This window comes from Methanobrevibacter boviskoreani JH1, from assembly GCF_000320505.1.
Lineage (GTDB): Archaea > Methanobacteriota > Methanobacteria > Methanobacteriales > Methanobacteriaceae > Methanarmilla > Methanarmilla boviskoreani.
The window spans coordinates 1-17,613 of sequence record NZ_BAGX02000005.1; the positions used below are offsets into that span (position 1 = coordinate 1).

General features: G+C 28.3%; 16 protein-coding genes, 1 tRNA gene and 1 other RNA gene. 13 read left to right on the plus strand and 5 right to left on the minus strand.

From position 1 onward, the window contains the following. The first annotated feature begins 241 nt into the window (after positions 1-241). The 8 genes from ON24_RS00520 (at position 242) to ON24_RS00550 (ending at position 7,550) form a co-directional block, all read left to right on the plus strand. Positions 242-934: a metallophosphoesterase family protein gene (locus tag ON24_RS00520; protein ID WP_016358883.1), complete on the plus strand. Its 693-nt coding sequence runs from the start codon at positions 242-244 to the stop codon at positions 932-934. Between the two features lie 583 nt (positions 935-1,517). Then, on the plus strand, positions 1,518-2,429 hold the full coding sequence (locus ON24_RS00525) for a 2-phosphoglycerate kinase (protein WP_016358882.1): 912 nt from the start codon (positions 1,518-1,520) through the stop codon (positions 2,427-2,429). Next, positions 2,413-2,817, plus strand: coding sequence for a CBS domain-containing protein (locus ON24_RS00530; RefSeq protein WP_016358881.1), 405 nt, complete (start codon positions 2,413-2,415; stop codon positions 2,815-2,817). The genes ON24_RS00525 and ON24_RS00530 overlap by 17 nt, the downstream gene beginning before the upstream one ends. A 104-nt stretch (positions 2,818-2,921) precedes the next feature. Then, an RNA gene (gene ffs, locus ON24_RS09075) (signal recognition particle sRNA) lies at positions 2,922-3,235 on the plus strand. Between the two features lie 131 nt (positions 3,236-3,366). Continuing rightward, a tRNA-Ser gene (locus ON24_RS00535) sits at positions 3,367-3,451 on the plus strand. A gap of 234 nt (positions 3,452-3,685) precedes the next feature. Beyond that, positions 3,686-4,489 (plus strand): class II glutamine amidotransferase, encoded by an 804-nt coding sequence (locus ON24_RS00540; protein ID WP_040681584.1) that lies wholly within the window; start codon positions 3,686-3,688, stop codon positions 4,487-4,489. Positions 4,490-4,671: 182 nt separating this feature from the next. Then, complete coding sequence (locus ON24_RS00545; RefSeq protein WP_040681585.1) at positions 4,672-6,108, plus strand: glutamate--cysteine ligase; 1,437 nt, start codon at positions 4,672-4,674, stop codon at positions 6,106-6,108. Positions 6,109-6,353: 245 nt separating this feature from the next. Continuing rightward, positions 6,354-7,550: an iron-containing alcohol dehydrogenase gene (locus tag ON24_RS00550; protein ID WP_040681586.1), complete on the plus strand. Its 1,197-nt coding sequence runs from the start codon at positions 6,354-6,356 to the stop codon at positions 7,548-7,550. Between the two features lie 207 nt (positions 7,551-7,757). On the opposite strand, the gene ON24_RS00555 is transcribed toward ON24_RS00550, so the two are convergent. From ON24_RS00555 to ON24_RS00565, 3 genes are all read right to left on the minus strand, one after another. Then, positions 7,758-8,672 carry a cation diffusion facilitator family transporter gene (locus ON24_RS00555; protein ID WP_016358877.1) on the minus strand — a complete coding sequence of 305 codons (915 nt, stop codon included), beginning with the start codon at positions 8,670-8,672 and terminating at the stop codon, positions 7,758-7,760. Between the two features lie 453 nt (positions 8,673-9,125). Continuing rightward, positions 9,126-10,238 carry a pyridoxal phosphate-dependent aminotransferase gene (locus tag ON24_RS00560; protein ID WP_016358876.1) on the minus strand — a complete coding sequence of 371 codons (1,113 nt, stop codon included), beginning with the start codon at positions 10,236-10,238 and terminating at the stop codon, positions 9,126-9,128. A gap of 298 nt (positions 10,239-10,536) precedes the next feature. Then, positions 10,537-12,108, minus strand: coding sequence for a radical SAM protein (locus tag ON24_RS00565; RefSeq protein ID WP_016358875.1), 1,572 nt, complete (start codon positions 12,106-12,108; stop codon positions 10,537-10,539). Positions 12,109-12,393: 285 nt separating this feature from the next. Here ON24_RS00565 and ON24_RS00570 point away from each other — a divergent pair, with 285 nt between their 5' ends. The 3 genes from ON24_RS00570 (at position 12,394) to fwdF (ending at position 14,137) form a co-directional block, all read left to right on the plus strand. Continuing rightward, a complete protein-coding gene (locus ON24_RS00570; RefSeq protein WP_016358874.1) occupies positions 12,394-12,849 on the plus strand; it encodes a phosphopantetheine adenylyltransferase in 456 nt (151 codons plus the stop codon). A gap of 95 nt (positions 12,850-12,944) precedes the next feature. Beyond that, on the plus strand, positions 12,945-13,136 hold the full coding sequence (locus tag ON24_RS00575; protein WP_016358873.1) for a 4Fe-4S binding protein: 192 nt from the start codon (positions 12,945-12,947) through the stop codon (positions 13,134-13,136). Positions 13,137-13,150: 14 nt separating this feature from the next. Beyond that, positions 13,151-14,137, plus strand: coding sequence for a tungsten-dependent formylmethanofuran dehydrogenase subunit FwdF (gene fwdF, locus ON24_RS00580; RefSeq protein ID WP_016358872.1), 987 nt, complete (start codon positions 13,151-13,153; stop codon positions 14,135-14,137). Between the two features lie 278 nt (positions 14,138-14,415). On the opposite strand, the gene ON24_RS00585 is transcribed toward fwdF, so the two are convergent. Beyond that, positions 14,416-14,595 (minus strand): class III signal peptide-containing protein, encoded by a 180-nt coding sequence (locus ON24_RS00585; protein WP_040681587.1) that lies wholly within the window; start codon positions 14,593-14,595, stop codon positions 14,416-14,418. A gap of 1 nt (position 14,596) precedes the next feature. Beyond that, positions 14,597-14,803, minus strand: coding sequence for a class III signal peptide-containing protein (locus tag ON24_RS00590; protein WP_016358871.1), 207 nt, complete (start codon positions 14,801-14,803; stop codon positions 14,597-14,599). A gap of 444 nt (positions 14,804-15,247) precedes the next feature. On the opposite strand from ON24_RS00590, the gene ON24_RS00595 reads away from it, so the two are divergent. Both ON24_RS00595 and ON24_RS00600 read left to right on the plus strand, forming a co-directional pair. Further along, positions 15,248-16,585, plus strand: a complete 1,338-nt coding sequence (locus tag ON24_RS00595; protein WP_016358870.1) for a hypothetical protein — start codon at positions 15,248-15,250, stop codon at positions 16,583-16,585. A gap of 187 nt (positions 16,586-16,772) precedes the next feature. Next, complete coding sequence (locus ON24_RS00600; RefSeq protein ID WP_016358869.1) at positions 16,773-17,498, plus strand: metal-dependent hydrolase; 726 nt, start codon at positions 16,773-16,775, stop codon at positions 17,496-17,498. Positions 17,499-17,613 lie beyond the last annotated feature (115 nt).

Below are 17,613 nucleotides of genomic sequence, written 5' to 3' on the forward strand. Positions count from 1 at the left end.
TGGGTGCTTTCTTTTTAGAATAAATCATGTTTAATCCTTATTTTTATTATTTTTAATTTTATTTCAGTTTAATTACTATTTTTTTATTATCTTTTTTTATAATACCTCAAATTTAACTGGTTTTTCCTTAAAATATCCTTTCAAGTAATTTAATCTATTTTTATAATTATTTTCATATAGATAAATATATTATATATTTTGAATATACCTACATATACTTAAAAGATCAAGAGGTAATTAGATGAAGATTTTATCAATTAGTGATATTCATGGTGAAAAAAATGATGATTTCATTAATTATTTGAAAAATAATCAGGATATAGATTTGGTTTTAATTAATGGGGATATAACTAATTTCGGTCCTTTGGATTTTGTAGACGAATTTATAAGCAGTATTTCAGATTTAGGTTTTGATGTTTTTGCAGTTCCTGGAAATTGTGATCCTAATGGAATCTGTAATGCAATCACGGATACCGATGCTGTATGTCTTCACAATCAGATTATTGCATATGGTGATGTAATCATCTTCGGATTTGGAGGTTCTAATAAAACACCATTTGACACTCCTGGAGAATTCCACGATCAGCATCTATATGACAATGTTAAAGAGTTGTTTGCTGAATATGATTTTATGGCAAATGACAAAGTACCTAAAGTAAAAATATTACTTACCCATGCACCTCCTTTAAACACTGAGGCAGATAAAATACCTGATGGAACTCATGTTGGAAGTAAAGCATTAAGGGATGTTATTGAAGAGTTTAAACCAGATATTAATTTATGTGGACATATACATGAAGCAAGATCAAAAGATAAAATTGGAGATACCATTGTTGTAAATCCAGGTATGCTTAAAGAAAACTATGGATGTTTAATTAATATTGATGATGATACTTTAAACTATGATGTAGATTTAATCTCATTTAAAGAATAAAAATTATTTTTTAATTTTTTATTTTTCTTTATTTTCAACAATGCATTTTTTATTTATTTTGGAATGATTTTTTAATTGTTCATTAATTTTTTATTTTTTTCTTATTTTCTCTTATCCTGCTTATTTTCTTTTATCTCATATTTTTTAATTGTTCATTAATTTTTTATTTTTTTCTTATTTTCTCTTATCCTGCTTATTTTCTTTTATCCCATATTTTTTAATTGTTCATTAATTTTTTATTTTTTTCTTATTTTCTCTTATCCTGCTTATTTTCTTTTATCCAGTATTTTTTAATTATTTACTAATTTTATTTTTCTTATTTTCTCTAACCTTGTGTTTTTTAATTATTCTTTAATTTTTTATTTTTTTATTATTTTTATTTAAAAAAAGTATTTTTATCATTTACTGTATATTTTTTTTCATTTATTTTAAACAAAGTACTATTTATTTTTATTTTATTTCTTATTTGGATTTATCAATTTAGAATTATTTAGTAAATTTTATTAATGATTGTATTAAAAATATTATTGATTATTGTTTGATAATTTTATTTTTTGTTAAAGAATTAGAATGTTGTGATAAAATGATTATGGTACAAGGAGAAGTTAGTGGTAAGAAATATACAGAACCTTTTTCTAAAGGCGTTTTGTCACGTTCTTTAACTAGGGCTGAAATGGATTTAACCAAAGCTTATGAAGTTGCCGCATGTATTGAAACTAAAATAAACGATTTGGGTCTAGATATTGTAACGAGTGATCAATTGGCTGAAATGATAGTTGAACAGCTTGAAGAAACTGATCCTGATATTGCCGAAAAGTATATTAATTGGAGGAAAATCACTAAATGTCAAGAACCTTTAATTATTTTAATTGCAGGGGCATCTGGTGTTGGAACTTCGTCTATTGCTTTTGAAATAGCTAACAGATTAGGTATCCGTAATATGATTAGTACGGATATGATCCGTGAGGTAATGCGTAAAATCGTTTCAAAGGATTTATCTCCAGTTATTCATGAATCTAGTTATACTGCATATAAAGCTATGAGGATTCCGTCACCTCCGGAATTTGATGAAGTTATTGCTGGATATAAAGATCATGTTGATACTGTAGCTGTAGGTGTGGATGCAGTAATTGAAAGGGCTATTGATGAAGGAATAAGTATTGTAATTGAAGGAGTACATATTGTTCCAGGTTTTATTAAACAAGAATTATTGGATAAAGATAATGTAATATTATTCACTTTGCAAGTAAGTGATGAAGAGGTGCATAAAAGTAGGTTTTACTCAAGAAGTAGTCAAATGTGGGCTAGAAGACCACTTAAAAAATATTTGGAGAATTTTGGCTCAATTAGAAAGATTCAAAGATATATTGTCACACAATCTGAAAAATATAATGTACCTGTTATAGAGAATGTAACAATTCCAGGTACTATAGATTTCATGATAAAATCTATTACAAAAACTTATGGAGGAATTGCCAATGATGGAGAACATTAAAGTACGGGATTTAATGACAACTAATGTGGTTACCGTTGACCCTGATGAGGAGGTTGTTTTTGCTTTTGAAAGATTAATGAAACATAAAATTAGTGCTATGCCTGTAATAGATAATAATAAAATGGTAGGTATTGTAACTGCTACTGATTTAGGTCATAATCTCATTTTAGATAAATATACCTTAGGTACTAAAGTAGTGGATGTTATGGTTAAACAAGTTGCTTTTGTTAGACCTGACGATAGTGTAATGGAAGCAGTTTCCGAAATGGACAATAATGCTCCGGGAAATGAAATAGTTAATCAATTACCTGTTTTAGACCATGGTAAATTAGTGGGAATTATTTCTGATGGGGATATTATTTCCGCTTTAAAAAAGGAGTTTAGTTAATCCTATTTCATTTTAACCTATTTTATTTTTTTATCTATTTTTCGATTTTATATTTTTAATCTAACTTTTTTCATAACATTTATATAATATTAATATAATATATATTTATGGCTAGACTGGAGGGTTAGGGGTCCTCTGTAAGCACAGATCCCCTTTGGTGCGGTCGAAATCCGAAAGGCGGCTTTTGGATATAATAAAGGCCTTAAAAAGTGATATGGAAACTTCGTCCTGCAGGATTAATGGTGGTATGATTTTTACTGGAGGGTAGGAATTAATTACCTTTATTGTGGGAATGTGTTAGGCCCGGAAGGGAGCAGCTCTACTATGAACAATTAATGCTTGTAGAGTAGCGGAGTGGAGTCGGTTTTTGAGATAACCTTTATTGTTGAATTTAGTCCACTTTCGGATGTGCCATTTTTTTATTAAAATTTTAGGTTTTCTTATCTTCCTGATTTTTTATTAGTAAAATAGAAAAACTTTTATATTATAGTTAATAAAATAATAATAGTTAGTTGATTATTTAACTTCAATTTTTAATTTTTTTCAAATGTCGGGATGGCCCAGCCTGGTACGGCGTCGGACTGCTAATCCGATTATCCCTTGGATAACACGGGTTCAAATCCCGTTCCCGGCGTTTATTTTTTATTTAGCTTATTTTTTTATATTTTAACTCATGGTTTTTTATTAAAGTTTATATATGATAATAAATATAACAATAGTTATGTTTAGATTTTTAATAAATTAGTTTAAATATTGGTTAATAATTTTTGTATTAGAATTATTCTCTTTTAATTTAATTATTTTCTATTTGTTAATAAATTAAATAAGTTTAATTATTGTTTTAATATAAATTAATGTGAGGTAAAACATGTGTGAATTATTTGCTTATTCTTCAGATAATCCCTTAGAAATAAATGAATATTTAAAAGACTTTTATTCTCATTGTAATTGTCATCCACATGGATGGGGTTTAGCTTTATTAGATTCTTCAAATTATTCTGTTTATAAAGAGCCTGTTTGTGCAAGAATGAGTTTAAATTTGAAAAATCTTTTAGAAAAGCCTATAATCAATAAAAATGTTTTTGCACATATTAGACTAGCTACAATAGGTAAATTAATTCCCTCTAATTGTCATCCTTTCTATAAAAAAGATGATTCTAACAGAATGTGGACATTAATTCATAATGGAACAATATTTGATAGTTCAGATTTATGTAGATATTCCATGATTCAAGAGGGAAGTACTGATTCTGAAAGAGTTTTACTTTATATTATTGATAACATTAATAAACTTGAATCTCAAAAAAATAGAAGCTTGGATGTTAAAGAACGTTTTGATTTATTAAGCAATCTAGTTTCAAACTTATCTTTTAATAACAAATTAGACTTCTTGCTTCATGATGGTGAATATATTTATGTTCATATGAATTGTAGAGACTCTTTACACTACTTTAAATTTAATCATGGTGTCATGTTTTCAACAGTCCCATTAAATGATGGTCATTGGGAAGATGTGCCATTAAACACTTTATTATGCTTTAAAAACGGTAAATTAATATTTAAATCCAACACTCATAATAATGAATACATTGAAACTCCTGAACAGTTGATCTTTATTAAGAAATTTTTAAATTCATTAGATAAAGTATCTGAAGGAGATTTTTTATGGTAGTAAGCATCGGATTTAGTATATTTGTATCTTAATTAAACAGGATAAAGAAATTCTTTTTTAAACTAATACATGAAAATATTAAATATGAAAACTGATCTCTAAAAAATTATTATCTAAACTAATGAACATCTGTATAAAAGAAATTTTAACGAGCGTGTTAATTTAGCTAAGTAGGGGTTATTATGGAAGATATTTTTAGTTTATCAAATATAGAAAAATATTTTACTGGTGAACAGTTATTGGAAGGTTTATTTGGAATAGAATGGGAAGGTCTAAGAACCTTAAAAAATGGTCATTTATCTTTAAAACCACATCCTACAGTTTTTGGAAACAAGTTAGATAATCCTTATATTACTACTGATTTTTCTGAGAGTCAATTTGAAATCATCACTCCTGCATTTGACAGTGTTGAAAAGGCATTCCAATTCTTTTCATTTATTTCTGATTTAGTTAATGTTTCTTTAGGTGAGGATGAATTCATGTGGTTTCAATCTTTACCTTGTATACTTCCAGAACCAGATAAAATACCCATTGCGAAATTTTCCAGTGATAGGGATTTGGCTAAAAGATTTTCAGATTATAGAAAAGGTCTTGCAAAAAAATATGGTCTTCAAAAACAATTAATCTCAGGTATTCATTTTAATTTTTCATTTAAAGATGAGATGGTTCAAGAGCTTTATAAACATATTATTGAGGATACATTTATTGATATTAGTTATAGGGATTTTAAAGATAAACTATATCTGAAGATTGCAAGAAATTATATTAGGCATTCCTGGTTAATCATATATCTTACGGGATGTTCCGTTGCGGCTCATAGAACCTTTACAGATGAATGTACTAATCTAATGCAGTATAGTGATAATAAAGGAAGTTTCTATACAGAATCAGGACCATCCTTAAGAAATTCCTCCTGCGGTTATAAAAATTTGGATCCGTTAAGGCCTAGCTATAACAATGTGGCTGAGTTCACATCTGATGTTCAAGGATATATAGATGAAGGTAAATTATCAGAGGCTAAGGAATTATATACACAGATTAGATTAAAGCCTAAAAATCCAAGTAAAATGCTTGAATCATTAAATGAAGATGGTATTCAATATATTGAAATTAGATCATTGGATATTAATCCTTTCTATAAATGTGGTTTGATCCAGAAGGATATGGATTTTTTACATCTATTTTTAATATATATGCTTGTTATGGATGAGTCTGACTATGGGGATTGGCAAAACGAGGCTATTTTAAATGAGGAGAAGGTTGCACAATATGGCTATCTTCCGGACTTAAAACTACTAAAGGATGGAAAGGAAATAAGTTTTCAGGATTGGGGATTAAAGATTTTTGAGGATATGGAAAACCTTGTAGAAACTTTTAATATGGATTATTTTAAACCTATTTTAACCTCACTTAAAAGGAGATTTTGTAATCCTTCATTAACATATGGTAAGCGTCTTCTTAAGTTAATTAAAAAAGATGGATTTATAGAAAGTCAAGTCATTTTATCTATGAATAATAAGAAGACAAGTGAGTACATTATTAGAAATACCGATATATTACAGGATGAAAGATTTAAAAAATATGTTCCCATTGCACTTCAAGGTAAATATTCCGGTTAATTTCCCTTTTAAAACTTAATGTTTTATATCTTATGGTAATCCCTTGTTTTTATAGATTCAATTATATGTTCTTCCATATAATCCTAGACTTTATTATTTTTATAAAAATTTTATTTATAAAAAATTATTAAAAACAATAGATTTAAATATGTGAATTTATTATTATAATATGTGAGAAATGAGTAATCACTCATTTTTTTAATTTAATATAAAATTAGAATTTAATAATTTAGGAGTTATTATTTATGTCAAATGAATTTTTAGAAACTAATAATAGTTTTTTTGATACTGTATCAACTCATGTTGAATTTGGTAGTGGTAAACTAAATCAAATTTCTGAATTTTTACCTGATGCTAAAAAAGCTTTAATTGTTACAACTAATGGAAAATCAGTTAAAAGAAATGGTTACTTGGATACTTTAATAGAAAACTTAAATAAAAAAGGTATCGAATATGTGGTATTTGATGAGATTGAACCGAATCCTTTAAACACTACAATTGATAAAGGTGCAGACGTTGCTAAGGAAGAAAAATGTGATATAATTATTGCAATTGGTGGTGGAAGTGCAATGGATGCCTCTAAAGCAATTGCATTAGTCGCAAATAATCCTGGAAAACTATGGGATTATGTTCAATTTGGTAAAGGGGGTAAAAAGACTCCTCAAAATAAGGCATTGCCTTTAGTTGCTATTCCAACTACTGCGGGAACTGGTTCTGAAGCAGATATGGGTGCTGTTGTAAGTAATAATGAAACTAAAGAAAAAACTGCAATTTTTGGACAAGATTTATTCCCTGTTCTTTCAATTATAGATCCTGAATTAATGGTATCTGTTCCTGAGAAATACACTGCATTTCAAGGATTTGATGCAATATCTCACAGTCTTGAAGGTTATATCAATGGTATTGTTAATATGTACTCTGATATGTATGCTTTAGAAGCTGTACGTAATGTTCATGACTATTTACATAAAGCGGTAAATAATGGAAATGATCTTGAGGCTAGGGAAAAGGTAGCATTTGGAAGTTATCTATCTGGTCTTGTAATGAGTGTTGGAAATACCAGTAGTTTACACTCCCTTGAACATGCATTATCTGCATACCACCATGATCTCCCACATGGTTTAGGTTTAATCCTACTTAGTAAAGCATACTTTAAATTTTTAATCAATAAACATGTCTGTGATGATAGATTTATTAAATTAGCAAAAGTAATGGGTATTGAAGATGCTGAGGATCCTATGGATTTCATCACTGCGTTAGACAAATTCCATAAAGATATTAAAGTTGATGGATATAAAATGTCTGATTATGGTGTAAGTCCTGATGAATTTGAGGCAATGGCTCATACTGCATTCGATAGTATGGGCATATTGTTTACAGTAGATCGTTATGAATTTACTGTGGAAGATGTTGTAAAAATCTATGAGGAATCTTTTGAATAGATTTTTTGGTTTAATATCTCATTACACATAAACCTTAAAAAATTGATTTTTATTAATTTTTTATTATATCTCCTTTAAATCCATTAAAGTTATTTGTTATTATAATGGATTTATGGTCTATAATTTTTTAATGCTCTTTTTAACTGATTTAGATTTCAAGTTCGAAATGGTAATTATTTTATAGTTTAAAAAATAGTAAAAGAAGAATCAGTATTCTTCATCAATTTGTTGTTCATGATTATATTTTACACCATAAGGACAAGCATGAGCAGTAACACCATGGATAATGTCAATTTTATTTTCTACCTTATTTTGTACCTTATGGGTAATCTCATGTGATTCAATTAAGCTTAATTTAGGGTCTAATTCAATATGGAAGGTTACAGTTGCATATGAACCTAAATAATTGATTCTGATATCATGAATTCCATAAACTCCATCAATAGAAAGTGCCTCTTTTTCGATATCCTCGATTAACTCCTTTGAGGGAACCTTTCCCATAATATTGTCAATATTATCTTTTGCAACTTCTAAAGCTATTTTAACTATCATCAAACCAATGAAAAGACCAATAACTGGGTCTACTTTTGTATATCCTAATCTTGATATGATTACCCCAATCAATATTGCAAGTGATGATAATAGGTCCACCCTTTGATGTTTTCCATCTGCCACAATTGCAGGGCTGCGGATATTCTGGCCGATTCTAATGATATTCTGACTCATGATTATATTAATTATCATTCCGATTATTGCCATTACTCCTGCAAGTTCTGAAGGAGCAGTAACGGCTTGTGCGAAGAATAATTTGTCAACAGCTCCCCTTATAATTTCATATGCAATTATTGCAAGGAAAACAACTATTGTAAGCCCGCTTATTGCCTCAGCCCTTCCATGTCCTAATGGGTGTTCCTCATCTGCAGGTTTATTTGCAAATCTAAAACCTATATATGCAATTATTGAGGTTGCAACATCCGAGAATGTATGTGCACCTTCAGCTACAAGTGCATAACTTCCGGATATCATTCCAACAACAATGTTGAATATTGTAAGGAATGTATTTCCAATTATACCAGTTAAAGCAGCATTTCTTCCAGCTTTATGTCTGTCATCAGCATTCATATTTTTTCACTAAAAATTATCGATTAACTTTTAATTTATTTTAATACCTATTTAAAGAATATGCTTTTTAGGTAACTGTAAAATTATTAATTTATTTTTATCATTGGCAAATATCTAATTTTTAAAATTAGGATGTCCTATAAATCATTATTTAATTTAAAAATAAAATTGTTTGAAGTATTAATTATTAAGGATATTTAATTTAATGGGATTAATCTTATTTATTCATTTTATAATGTTTATTTAAATGAAATTTTATTTCATATTTATTTAAAATTTTTAGTGTTAATCAATTGATTAGCTATTTCTATTAAAATAAGTCTGTATTGAAGTTTCATATTATCAATTTATATATTAAAGTTAATATTAAAAAAATAAGTTTATAGATTGGAGTTTTATTAAAATAAAATGTAAGTAATACGGGAAAAATATTAAGAAATTTAAAATATTTAATTATATTTTTCTTAAAATGTCCATGGCCTTTTCAATATTTTCATATGAATTTGCATAAGACATTCTTACATTGTTTTTACCTTCAGATCCAAATGCAATTCCTTGTACACAGAGTACACCTGCATCCATGGCTTTTCTAACGAATTCCTCAGGATTAGGTACTTTTGGAAATACATAAAAGGCACCTTCACCTTTAACACATTCATATCCCATATCGTTTAAGCTATCTGTAATTAAATCTCTTCTTTTCTCGAATTCTTTTGCCATTTTACTTACTGATTCCTGAGGCCCCCTTAATGCTTCAATTCCACCTATTTGGGATATTGAACTTGCACAGGCAGTAGTATATTGGTGAACTTTAAGAAGCTCCTCTGTAAAGTAGGATGGTGAACTCATATATGCAAGTCTTAAACCTGTCATTGCATATGCTTTTGAGAATCCGTTAATTGTAATAACATTATCACTGTATGCTCCAGGGGAGTAATGTTTTTTATTGTCGTAAATGATCTTTTCATATATCTCGTCTGAGATGATCATTATGTCATTATCGGTTGCAAGATCTGCAATACCTTTGATGTCCTCTTTATCTATCACTGCTCCTGTAGGGTTTGAAGGACTGTTTAAGATAATTCCTTTTGTATTTTCAGTGATTTTTTCTTGAATATCCTCGGTTTTAACTTTGAATCCTCTCTCCATTGGTGTTTCATATCCCACTGGCTTTGCCTCGGCTAATTTTACAGTTGCCTCATAAGATAAAAATCCGGGATTTGGAATTAAAACCTCGTCCCCCTTTTCAAATAATGCTTGACAGCAATCACTTAATGCCTCACTAGCTCCACAAGTTACAATTATGTCGTTAGCGTTGGTTTTAATGTGGTTGTCTTTTGATAGTTTTTTAACAATTTCTTCCCTTAACTCTTCATAACCTCTGTTGGGGGTGTAATGAGAAAAATTATCATCAATTCCTTTTTTCATCGCATTTTTAATGTTTTCCGGAACATCAAAATCAGGTTCTCCAATAGCTAAGTTAATAGCATCCGGATTCGTATTCTCGAACATTTTCCTAATCTGTGATAATTCAATTAAACTTGTTCTATATGTTGATTTAACCATTCTTGTAACCTCTTAAATGATTAATTTGAATTTTTTAAAATAAATTAAATATATTTGTCTTTTTTTATATGATATAATAATATCTGTGGTTAATTTTATTTAATATTTTAAAGGTTAATCCTATTTAATTTAATAATTTTTTTTTTAAATTTAAGATTTATGTGATTTTTTTTAAATCAATAATTCGTTATAATTTCGAATAAGGGACTTTTTTTATAATGTTGTAAACTAACTATAACGATTATGCGGTTTTATTCTAAAAATTAAAATAATGTTATAATTCTAATTAATTAAATCATTAATAGTAACAATTATATTTACAATTATAACATTTGCTCTCCTGGCACCACTCGGTTGTAATATTCAAATCCATTTTTTCTCTTTCTTCTTTTAGAAAATCTTTCCTATATCCTAAATCTATATTGTCCCATGGTAGTTTATCATCAGTATTATACTGTGGGACATGTTTTTCCCATTCTTTAATACCAATATTCTCATCTGCAGATTTTTCAATTAACTTGGAGATGTCTTTACCGCCACATGATAATATATATTGTTTTAATCCTAGTTTGGGACTGTCAAATTTAAGATTTATTCCATTAAGTTCTTTCTTAAGATACTTTATCTTTTTTTTAATTGAAGCCATATTATAGGTATCCCATTGGAGGGGTGTTTGAGCCTTGGGAATTAAAGGATTTATGCTGAACTTAACTGATAGGGAATGGTCTATTTTATCCTTTCTTGAATCAATATCTTTTATATAATCCTTAAGTTCTATAATATCCTCTTTGGTTTCATTTGGAAAACCAATTATGAAGTAAAATTTTAGATTAAAACCAATGTTTAATGCAGAGTCGATTAGGTTGTCTATTAGTTCGTCTGGAATATCCTTGTTGATACGTTTTCTAAGATGATATATGGATTCCGGAGCTATCGTTAAAGTTTTAAGGCCACTCTTTTTAAGATATTCTAAGGATTTGTTTGTAATGGTCTCAATTCTCATGGAGGGTGTTGATATTTCAAAACCTCTTTCTTCAAGGGATTCTATTAATTCATCTATTCTTGAGTAATCAGATACCGCAGGTCCAATTAAAGCGATTCTGTTAAGTCCACTATTTTTTCTTGAGGTCTCAGCTATTTCAATAAGTTTTTCAAGTGAGGTTTCTCTTGTAGGTCTGTACAGATATCCGGACATACAGAATCTACATCCTCTACTACAACCTCTTGAAACATTTAGCATTATGGCGTTTTGAAAAACAGGAGTGTATTCTTTATCGTCTGTATGAATAATTATTGGGTAGGTTATATGGTATCCATTATCCATATCTTCAATAAGGGATATTTCGGTTTTATTATTAAATTTTGGAATATATAGACTTTCGATATCCAAAAACTTATCAAGATTTTCATGGGGGTTAGGAATTTCCCTGTAAAGATCTAAAAATTCACTTAAAACATTTTCACCTTCACCAATAATAAAAATATCCACAAAATCGGCAATAGGCATCGGATTAGCGGTAACCGTAGGTCCTCCAGCTATTATTAATGGATCTTTGTCTGTCCTATCCTCTCTTCTTAAGGGGATATTTGATTCTTTCAATATCTTTACAAGATTAAAATAATCCTCCTCAAATTGTATTGTGAAACTGAGTATATTGAAGTCGGATGAGGGACTGTTTGTTTCAATGCTTCTTGTATTCGGGAATATTATCCTCTCACAGAAACAGTCGTCTCTATCATTTAATAAATTATATATTATCTGATAACCTAATGAAGACATAGCTATTTTATAAACATTCGGATAAACTAATCCAAACCTAATGTCTATGTTTTGAATCTTTTTTTGAACTATGTTTTCCTCATAAATCATAATTTTACCTTAAAGTTAGTTTGATTATAACTAGTTTATTATTAATACCTAATTTATATTTTAATCTAATTATAATTTTTTTATAATTTTTATTGAATATCTCATTTGTTATTAGATATTTTATCAGTTAATATCCTTTAAATATTGTTTATTTATTTTTTATTTTTTAATTCAGGTCCTTTTATGCCTTTATTTCTATTTATGATTTTTTATATTAAAAATATAAAGATAAGTATAAATAAATTAATAGATATATTATCTATTAAAAATATTTCAATTGATTTTATGAGTGAGAAAAAATACAAAAAGGTAGTTGTTGGTGGAACTTTTGATAAGTTTCATTATGGGCATAGGAAATTATTGGAAACTGCATTTCAATTAGGGGAGTTTGTTGAGATTGGTGTAACTTCTGATGCTTTTGGTGGATTAAAAGGGGATATTGATTCCTGTGAAGTTAGAATGTCTAACTTAAATAATTTTTTTAAGGATTTTGATAACTTTCATTTGATCCGTTTAGATGATAAATATGGACCTACAATTTTTGAAGAGGATTATGACGCTATAGTGGTTAGTGAGGAGACAGAACCTACAGCCCTTGAAATAAATCAAATAAGGGTGGATAAAGGTATGCATCCTATTGATATTGTAGTGGTAAGCTTTGTTTTGGCAGATGATGGTATTCCTATTTCTTCTACTAGAATACGTAAAGGAGAAATTGATAAAAAAGGAAAATTGATTTAATTACTTTTTAAAACTTTTCATTAATAGAATCAAAACGATATGTTTATATATACATATCGAGATAAATAGTATATATAAAATTTATAGGTGATTTAATGGCTATTCAAATAGACGTAGATAAGTGTGGACATATTGAAAATTGTCCAGGCGAAGGTTTATGTATAAAATTATGTGAACAAGGCGCTTTAGTTGAGGATAATGGGGATGTAAAAATCATTCCTGAAAACTGTGATGATTGTGATTTATGTCTTCAAAATTGTCCTAACCAAGCAATATCTAAAGTATAAATGGGGTATTTCCTATGTCACTTTTTGCAAGAGAAGGCTTAGAAAATAGGGAATTAATTCATGATAATGATAAATGTGTAGGTTGTGGAATTTGTGCAGATACTTGTCCAACTGAAGCATTAAGATTAGGTCCAATTGTACCTATTGCAAGAGGACTTTTAAAAATGGATTATATCTCATGTAATAAAAATGAATGTGTTTTATGTGGTTTATGTGCATCTTCTTGTCCTTTCGGTGCTTTAACTCTTAAAATTGATGGGGAAGAAATCTCACAATTAAAAGACTATCCAAATTGGCATAATGATGCAAAAATCAATGAAGAAGACTGTCTCTTCTGTGGTAGATGTGTTGAGGCATGTCCTAGAGATACAATTTTCTTTAAAAGGGATTTACCTGACCGTAATGATTTGCTTGTAGGTGAAATCAGTATTAATGATGAGGATTGTATCTATTGTAGAATATGTTCAGAATTGTGTCCAGCAAGTGCAATTACTGTTACATCAAATAATGAATTTGGAATTCCGGATACTATTGAGGTAGATGATTCCAAATGTGTTTATTGTAAGGTATGTAAAGCAGCTTGTCCTGAAAATGCAATCACTGCTATTTGTAGTACTTGTATGCACAATGAAGAAATTGAAAAACCTCAAATTACTGGTACTGTCTTCATTGAAGGAAAATGTATTGATTGTGGATGGTGTAAATCCGTCTGTCCAGCAGACGCTATTGAAGTAAATAAACCGTTTATTGGTGAAATCTTAAGAGATCCAGAATTGGTATGTAAGGGTGAAACATGTCATGCATGTAAAGATGTATGTCCTTGTAATGCTGTAGAGATCATTGATAATGAATCTCATATGGATCCTGAACACTGTAATTTATGTGGTTCATGTGCAAAAGCTTGTCCACAAAACTTGCTTACTATTAAAAGAGAAAGTATGGAACTTGATAATATTAAATCTACTTCCTGGCAAGATATCCTTGGTAAATTAGTAGAGTAGATATTATTAATTTTCTTTTTTTATACTTTTTTTGGATTTTTAATTTTAGTCTATCTATAGATTCTAATTTTTAATTAAATCATTTTAAATTTTCATTGAATTGGTTATTCTCCTTAAAACAATATCTCTTTTTTATTTAAGTTTAAATTAAAAAAATTAGTAGTTACATTCTAATTATTAAAAATATTTATTTAGTTTAATCAATCATAGTTTAAATTATTAGTTATTTAATAGGTTAATCCAGTTTAATCAACCAGATTAACCTTTAAACTAAAAAATTATAAATTGTTCAAGCTACTATTCCTTCCAGTTTCAATTAGTCTTTTAAGTGATGAATTTATATCCTCATTTATTCTAAAAACCATTTCTCCAACAATAATTACAATAATGATTGTTGAACCTAGAAGCAGTATTAATTCGGCACTTATCTGACTATTATTTTCCCTTAGAATCTTCATCTTATATTGAGCTATTCAAAGTCTGTCTTATTGAATTGGTATCGGATTCTGCTGTAAGATTTGATGATGAGCTTATATATGACCTATATATTAAAAGTGCAATAATTGCAATTATTACTACTCCTCCCAATAAAAGGATATATTCCGCTGCACCTTGTCCACCATCATCTTTAAACAATCTATCTATTTTATATGTTATCTGATTCATCTAATCACCAGAATATCCTTTTAATTTGTTTAATAATTATCTTTTCTTATTTTTTTCTTAAAATATATAAGAATCTTAATAATATTTGGAATATATAAATTATTCTTTAGTTTAATTAGATTTTAAAAAGAATTTATTGCTTTATCTTTAATATTTATCGGAATTTTTCAGATTATTTTTTTTTAAAAATTTATATGGTGTTTAAAATTTTCAATAAAGTTGATTTTTTTCATATGGAAAAAATTATTTAATAATTGGGAAAATATGTGGTTTTATTTTTATTTATTTTCTAAATTGTTTATTTTTTCTAATAGCTTTCTATTAATCTTTTTTAATTTTTATACAAAATATAATAAACTTTAAATGTTTTTAAATTTAAACATATATTTAATATTTAAATTGTGTTAATTCAGTAATTAATTTGAGTTTTAGTAGGTGTAAAGATTGGCGGATTTAGTAAAAGTTTTTTCAGGATTTCTATTGCTAGCTATGGCAATAGCAGTATTAATATTAAATATGTTTTATAATTTAAGGGAATTTATTGTTATCTTAGGCCTAATTGTAGGTGTATGCGGTTTATATTTAATAATTACTTCAACCTCTAATCAAATTATTACCTTTGGCAATGAAAACCAGGTATTAGGTAAAACAACTTCCACCAAAGATAGAATTAAAAATCTAGATGTTGAAGGTTTAAGTGATAATATTAACATTAATCTTAAACGACCTAAATTTGAAAAAACTAAGATTGAAGACATGGACTCACTTAATTTTGAAGATTTGGAAAACAGCGGATCTTACAGGTCTTATGATGATTATGAAGATTCTGATGATGAAGATGATTCAAAACTTGTCTTAAAAGTACAAAATCCTACATCTAAATTCACAGATAAAACTTATCAGTTCACACCTAACTATGAAAGACCTTTAAAAATTACTCGTAAACCTACTAAAAAAGAAGGTCGTTCAAATGGATTATTGAATATTTCCAATATTCCTAAATCTAAAAAATCTGAAAAAATAGAAGAAGTTTTAGCTGAAAACGGTCACAATTCCAATTCTGTAGTTTATAACACTGATTTTGAGGATTTTGTTAATGAAGACCATTCTAGGGAGTTGCCAAATAATGATGAGGATTATGGTTTCTATAATGATAATCCTTTAAATGAGGCTAATATCTATGGTAGTCCATTTGAATTAAGTAATCTTACAGATTTACCTGAAAATCAAGATAAGGTTGTTAGTCCAAATACTATTCCTGATACGATTACCCCTATTAAGGAAGATGAAATTGAAATAGATCCTAATAATCCCGAGTCACTTCCTATTCCAAAGCTTTTAAGAAGTTATGTAATTAGTTCTAATGGAAGAATTTCTACTCAGGAGGCATTTGATAAATTGTCTGCAAATGCAGTTAATGAAATCTGTCTGATTACAAGTTCACTTAAAGATTTGTCCCATGAATTTTTAGAGAATATTTCAAATATTCCAACTAAAATTATTATTGAAGATATTGATACTGCTGATTTATCCGAGGCTTTGATTCTAAATTCAATTGTTAAAAAGAATGTGGAAATTAGAACAATGCCGAAATTAGATACTATCAATTTAATAATAGACGATGATTATGCATTAATTGTTTCTGATTCCGAGGAGGATAAACGATTCCAATATGGTGCGGTTTATACCGATAAAACATCTATTGATGATATTAGAAACATGTTTGATTCAACTTGGAATATTGCACAGGCAGTTAATAGCCAGGTATTGGCTCATGCATGATTTTTTAATTATCCATTTAACAATTTTTACTAGGCTCTCATTTGAAAGCATCTTCTAGCTTTTCTTTTTTTCTATTGATTTTTAAGATCATTTATCTAATTCTATTTATTTTTAAATTTTGAAAAAATATTTATTTTTTTATAAACAAATTATCTATTAACAATTAATATTTTTAGGGAGGTTAATTATGGAAATAAGATGGTTAGGACATTCTGCATTTGAGATTACTACTGATGAGGAGATAAAGATATTGATTGATCCATTTATCAGTAATAATCCTGCATGTAACATACCTGTTGAGGAATTAGAACCTGATATAATCTGTATAACCCATGGTCACTCAGATCATTTCGGTGATGCATATGAGATTGCTATGAGGAATAATTCTATTGTAATTTCTAATGCTGAGATTGCCTTATTCCTACAAAGACAGGGTATTGAAGCTGTAAGTATGAATATCGGTGGTTCTGTTTTTGTTCATGACATCAAGATTACCATGTTAGATGCTATACACTCTTCCGATATTGACTTTGTTGAAGAGGGTGCAGTTCCAGGAGGCAGTGCGGCAGGTTTCCTATTTACTTTACCTGACGGTAAGAAGATATACCATGCTGGAGATACTGCATTATATGGTGATATGGAAAATATTATTGGACATATCTATAAACCAGATATTCTTATGGTACCAATTGGAGATAAATTCACCATGGGTCCTTTTGAGGGAGCACTTGCAACCCGTTGGATTTCTCCAAAAGCTGTTATTCCAATGCATTATAATACATTTCCTGCTATTGGACAGGACCCGGTCGTGTTTTCTAATTTTGTAAAACAATTGGATCCCTCAATTGATGTGGTAATAATGAATCCAGGTGAAATTTACAAGCCTGAAATATTCAATCAAGAAGAAGATTGATCTTTATAGAGATTTTATATAAAATAAAATTTAAAATTAGTTTTTAATATAAGAGTAGAGTTTTTAGATTTTAATTTAAAATTTAGGTTTTTTAAAATTAGATTCATATTTAATG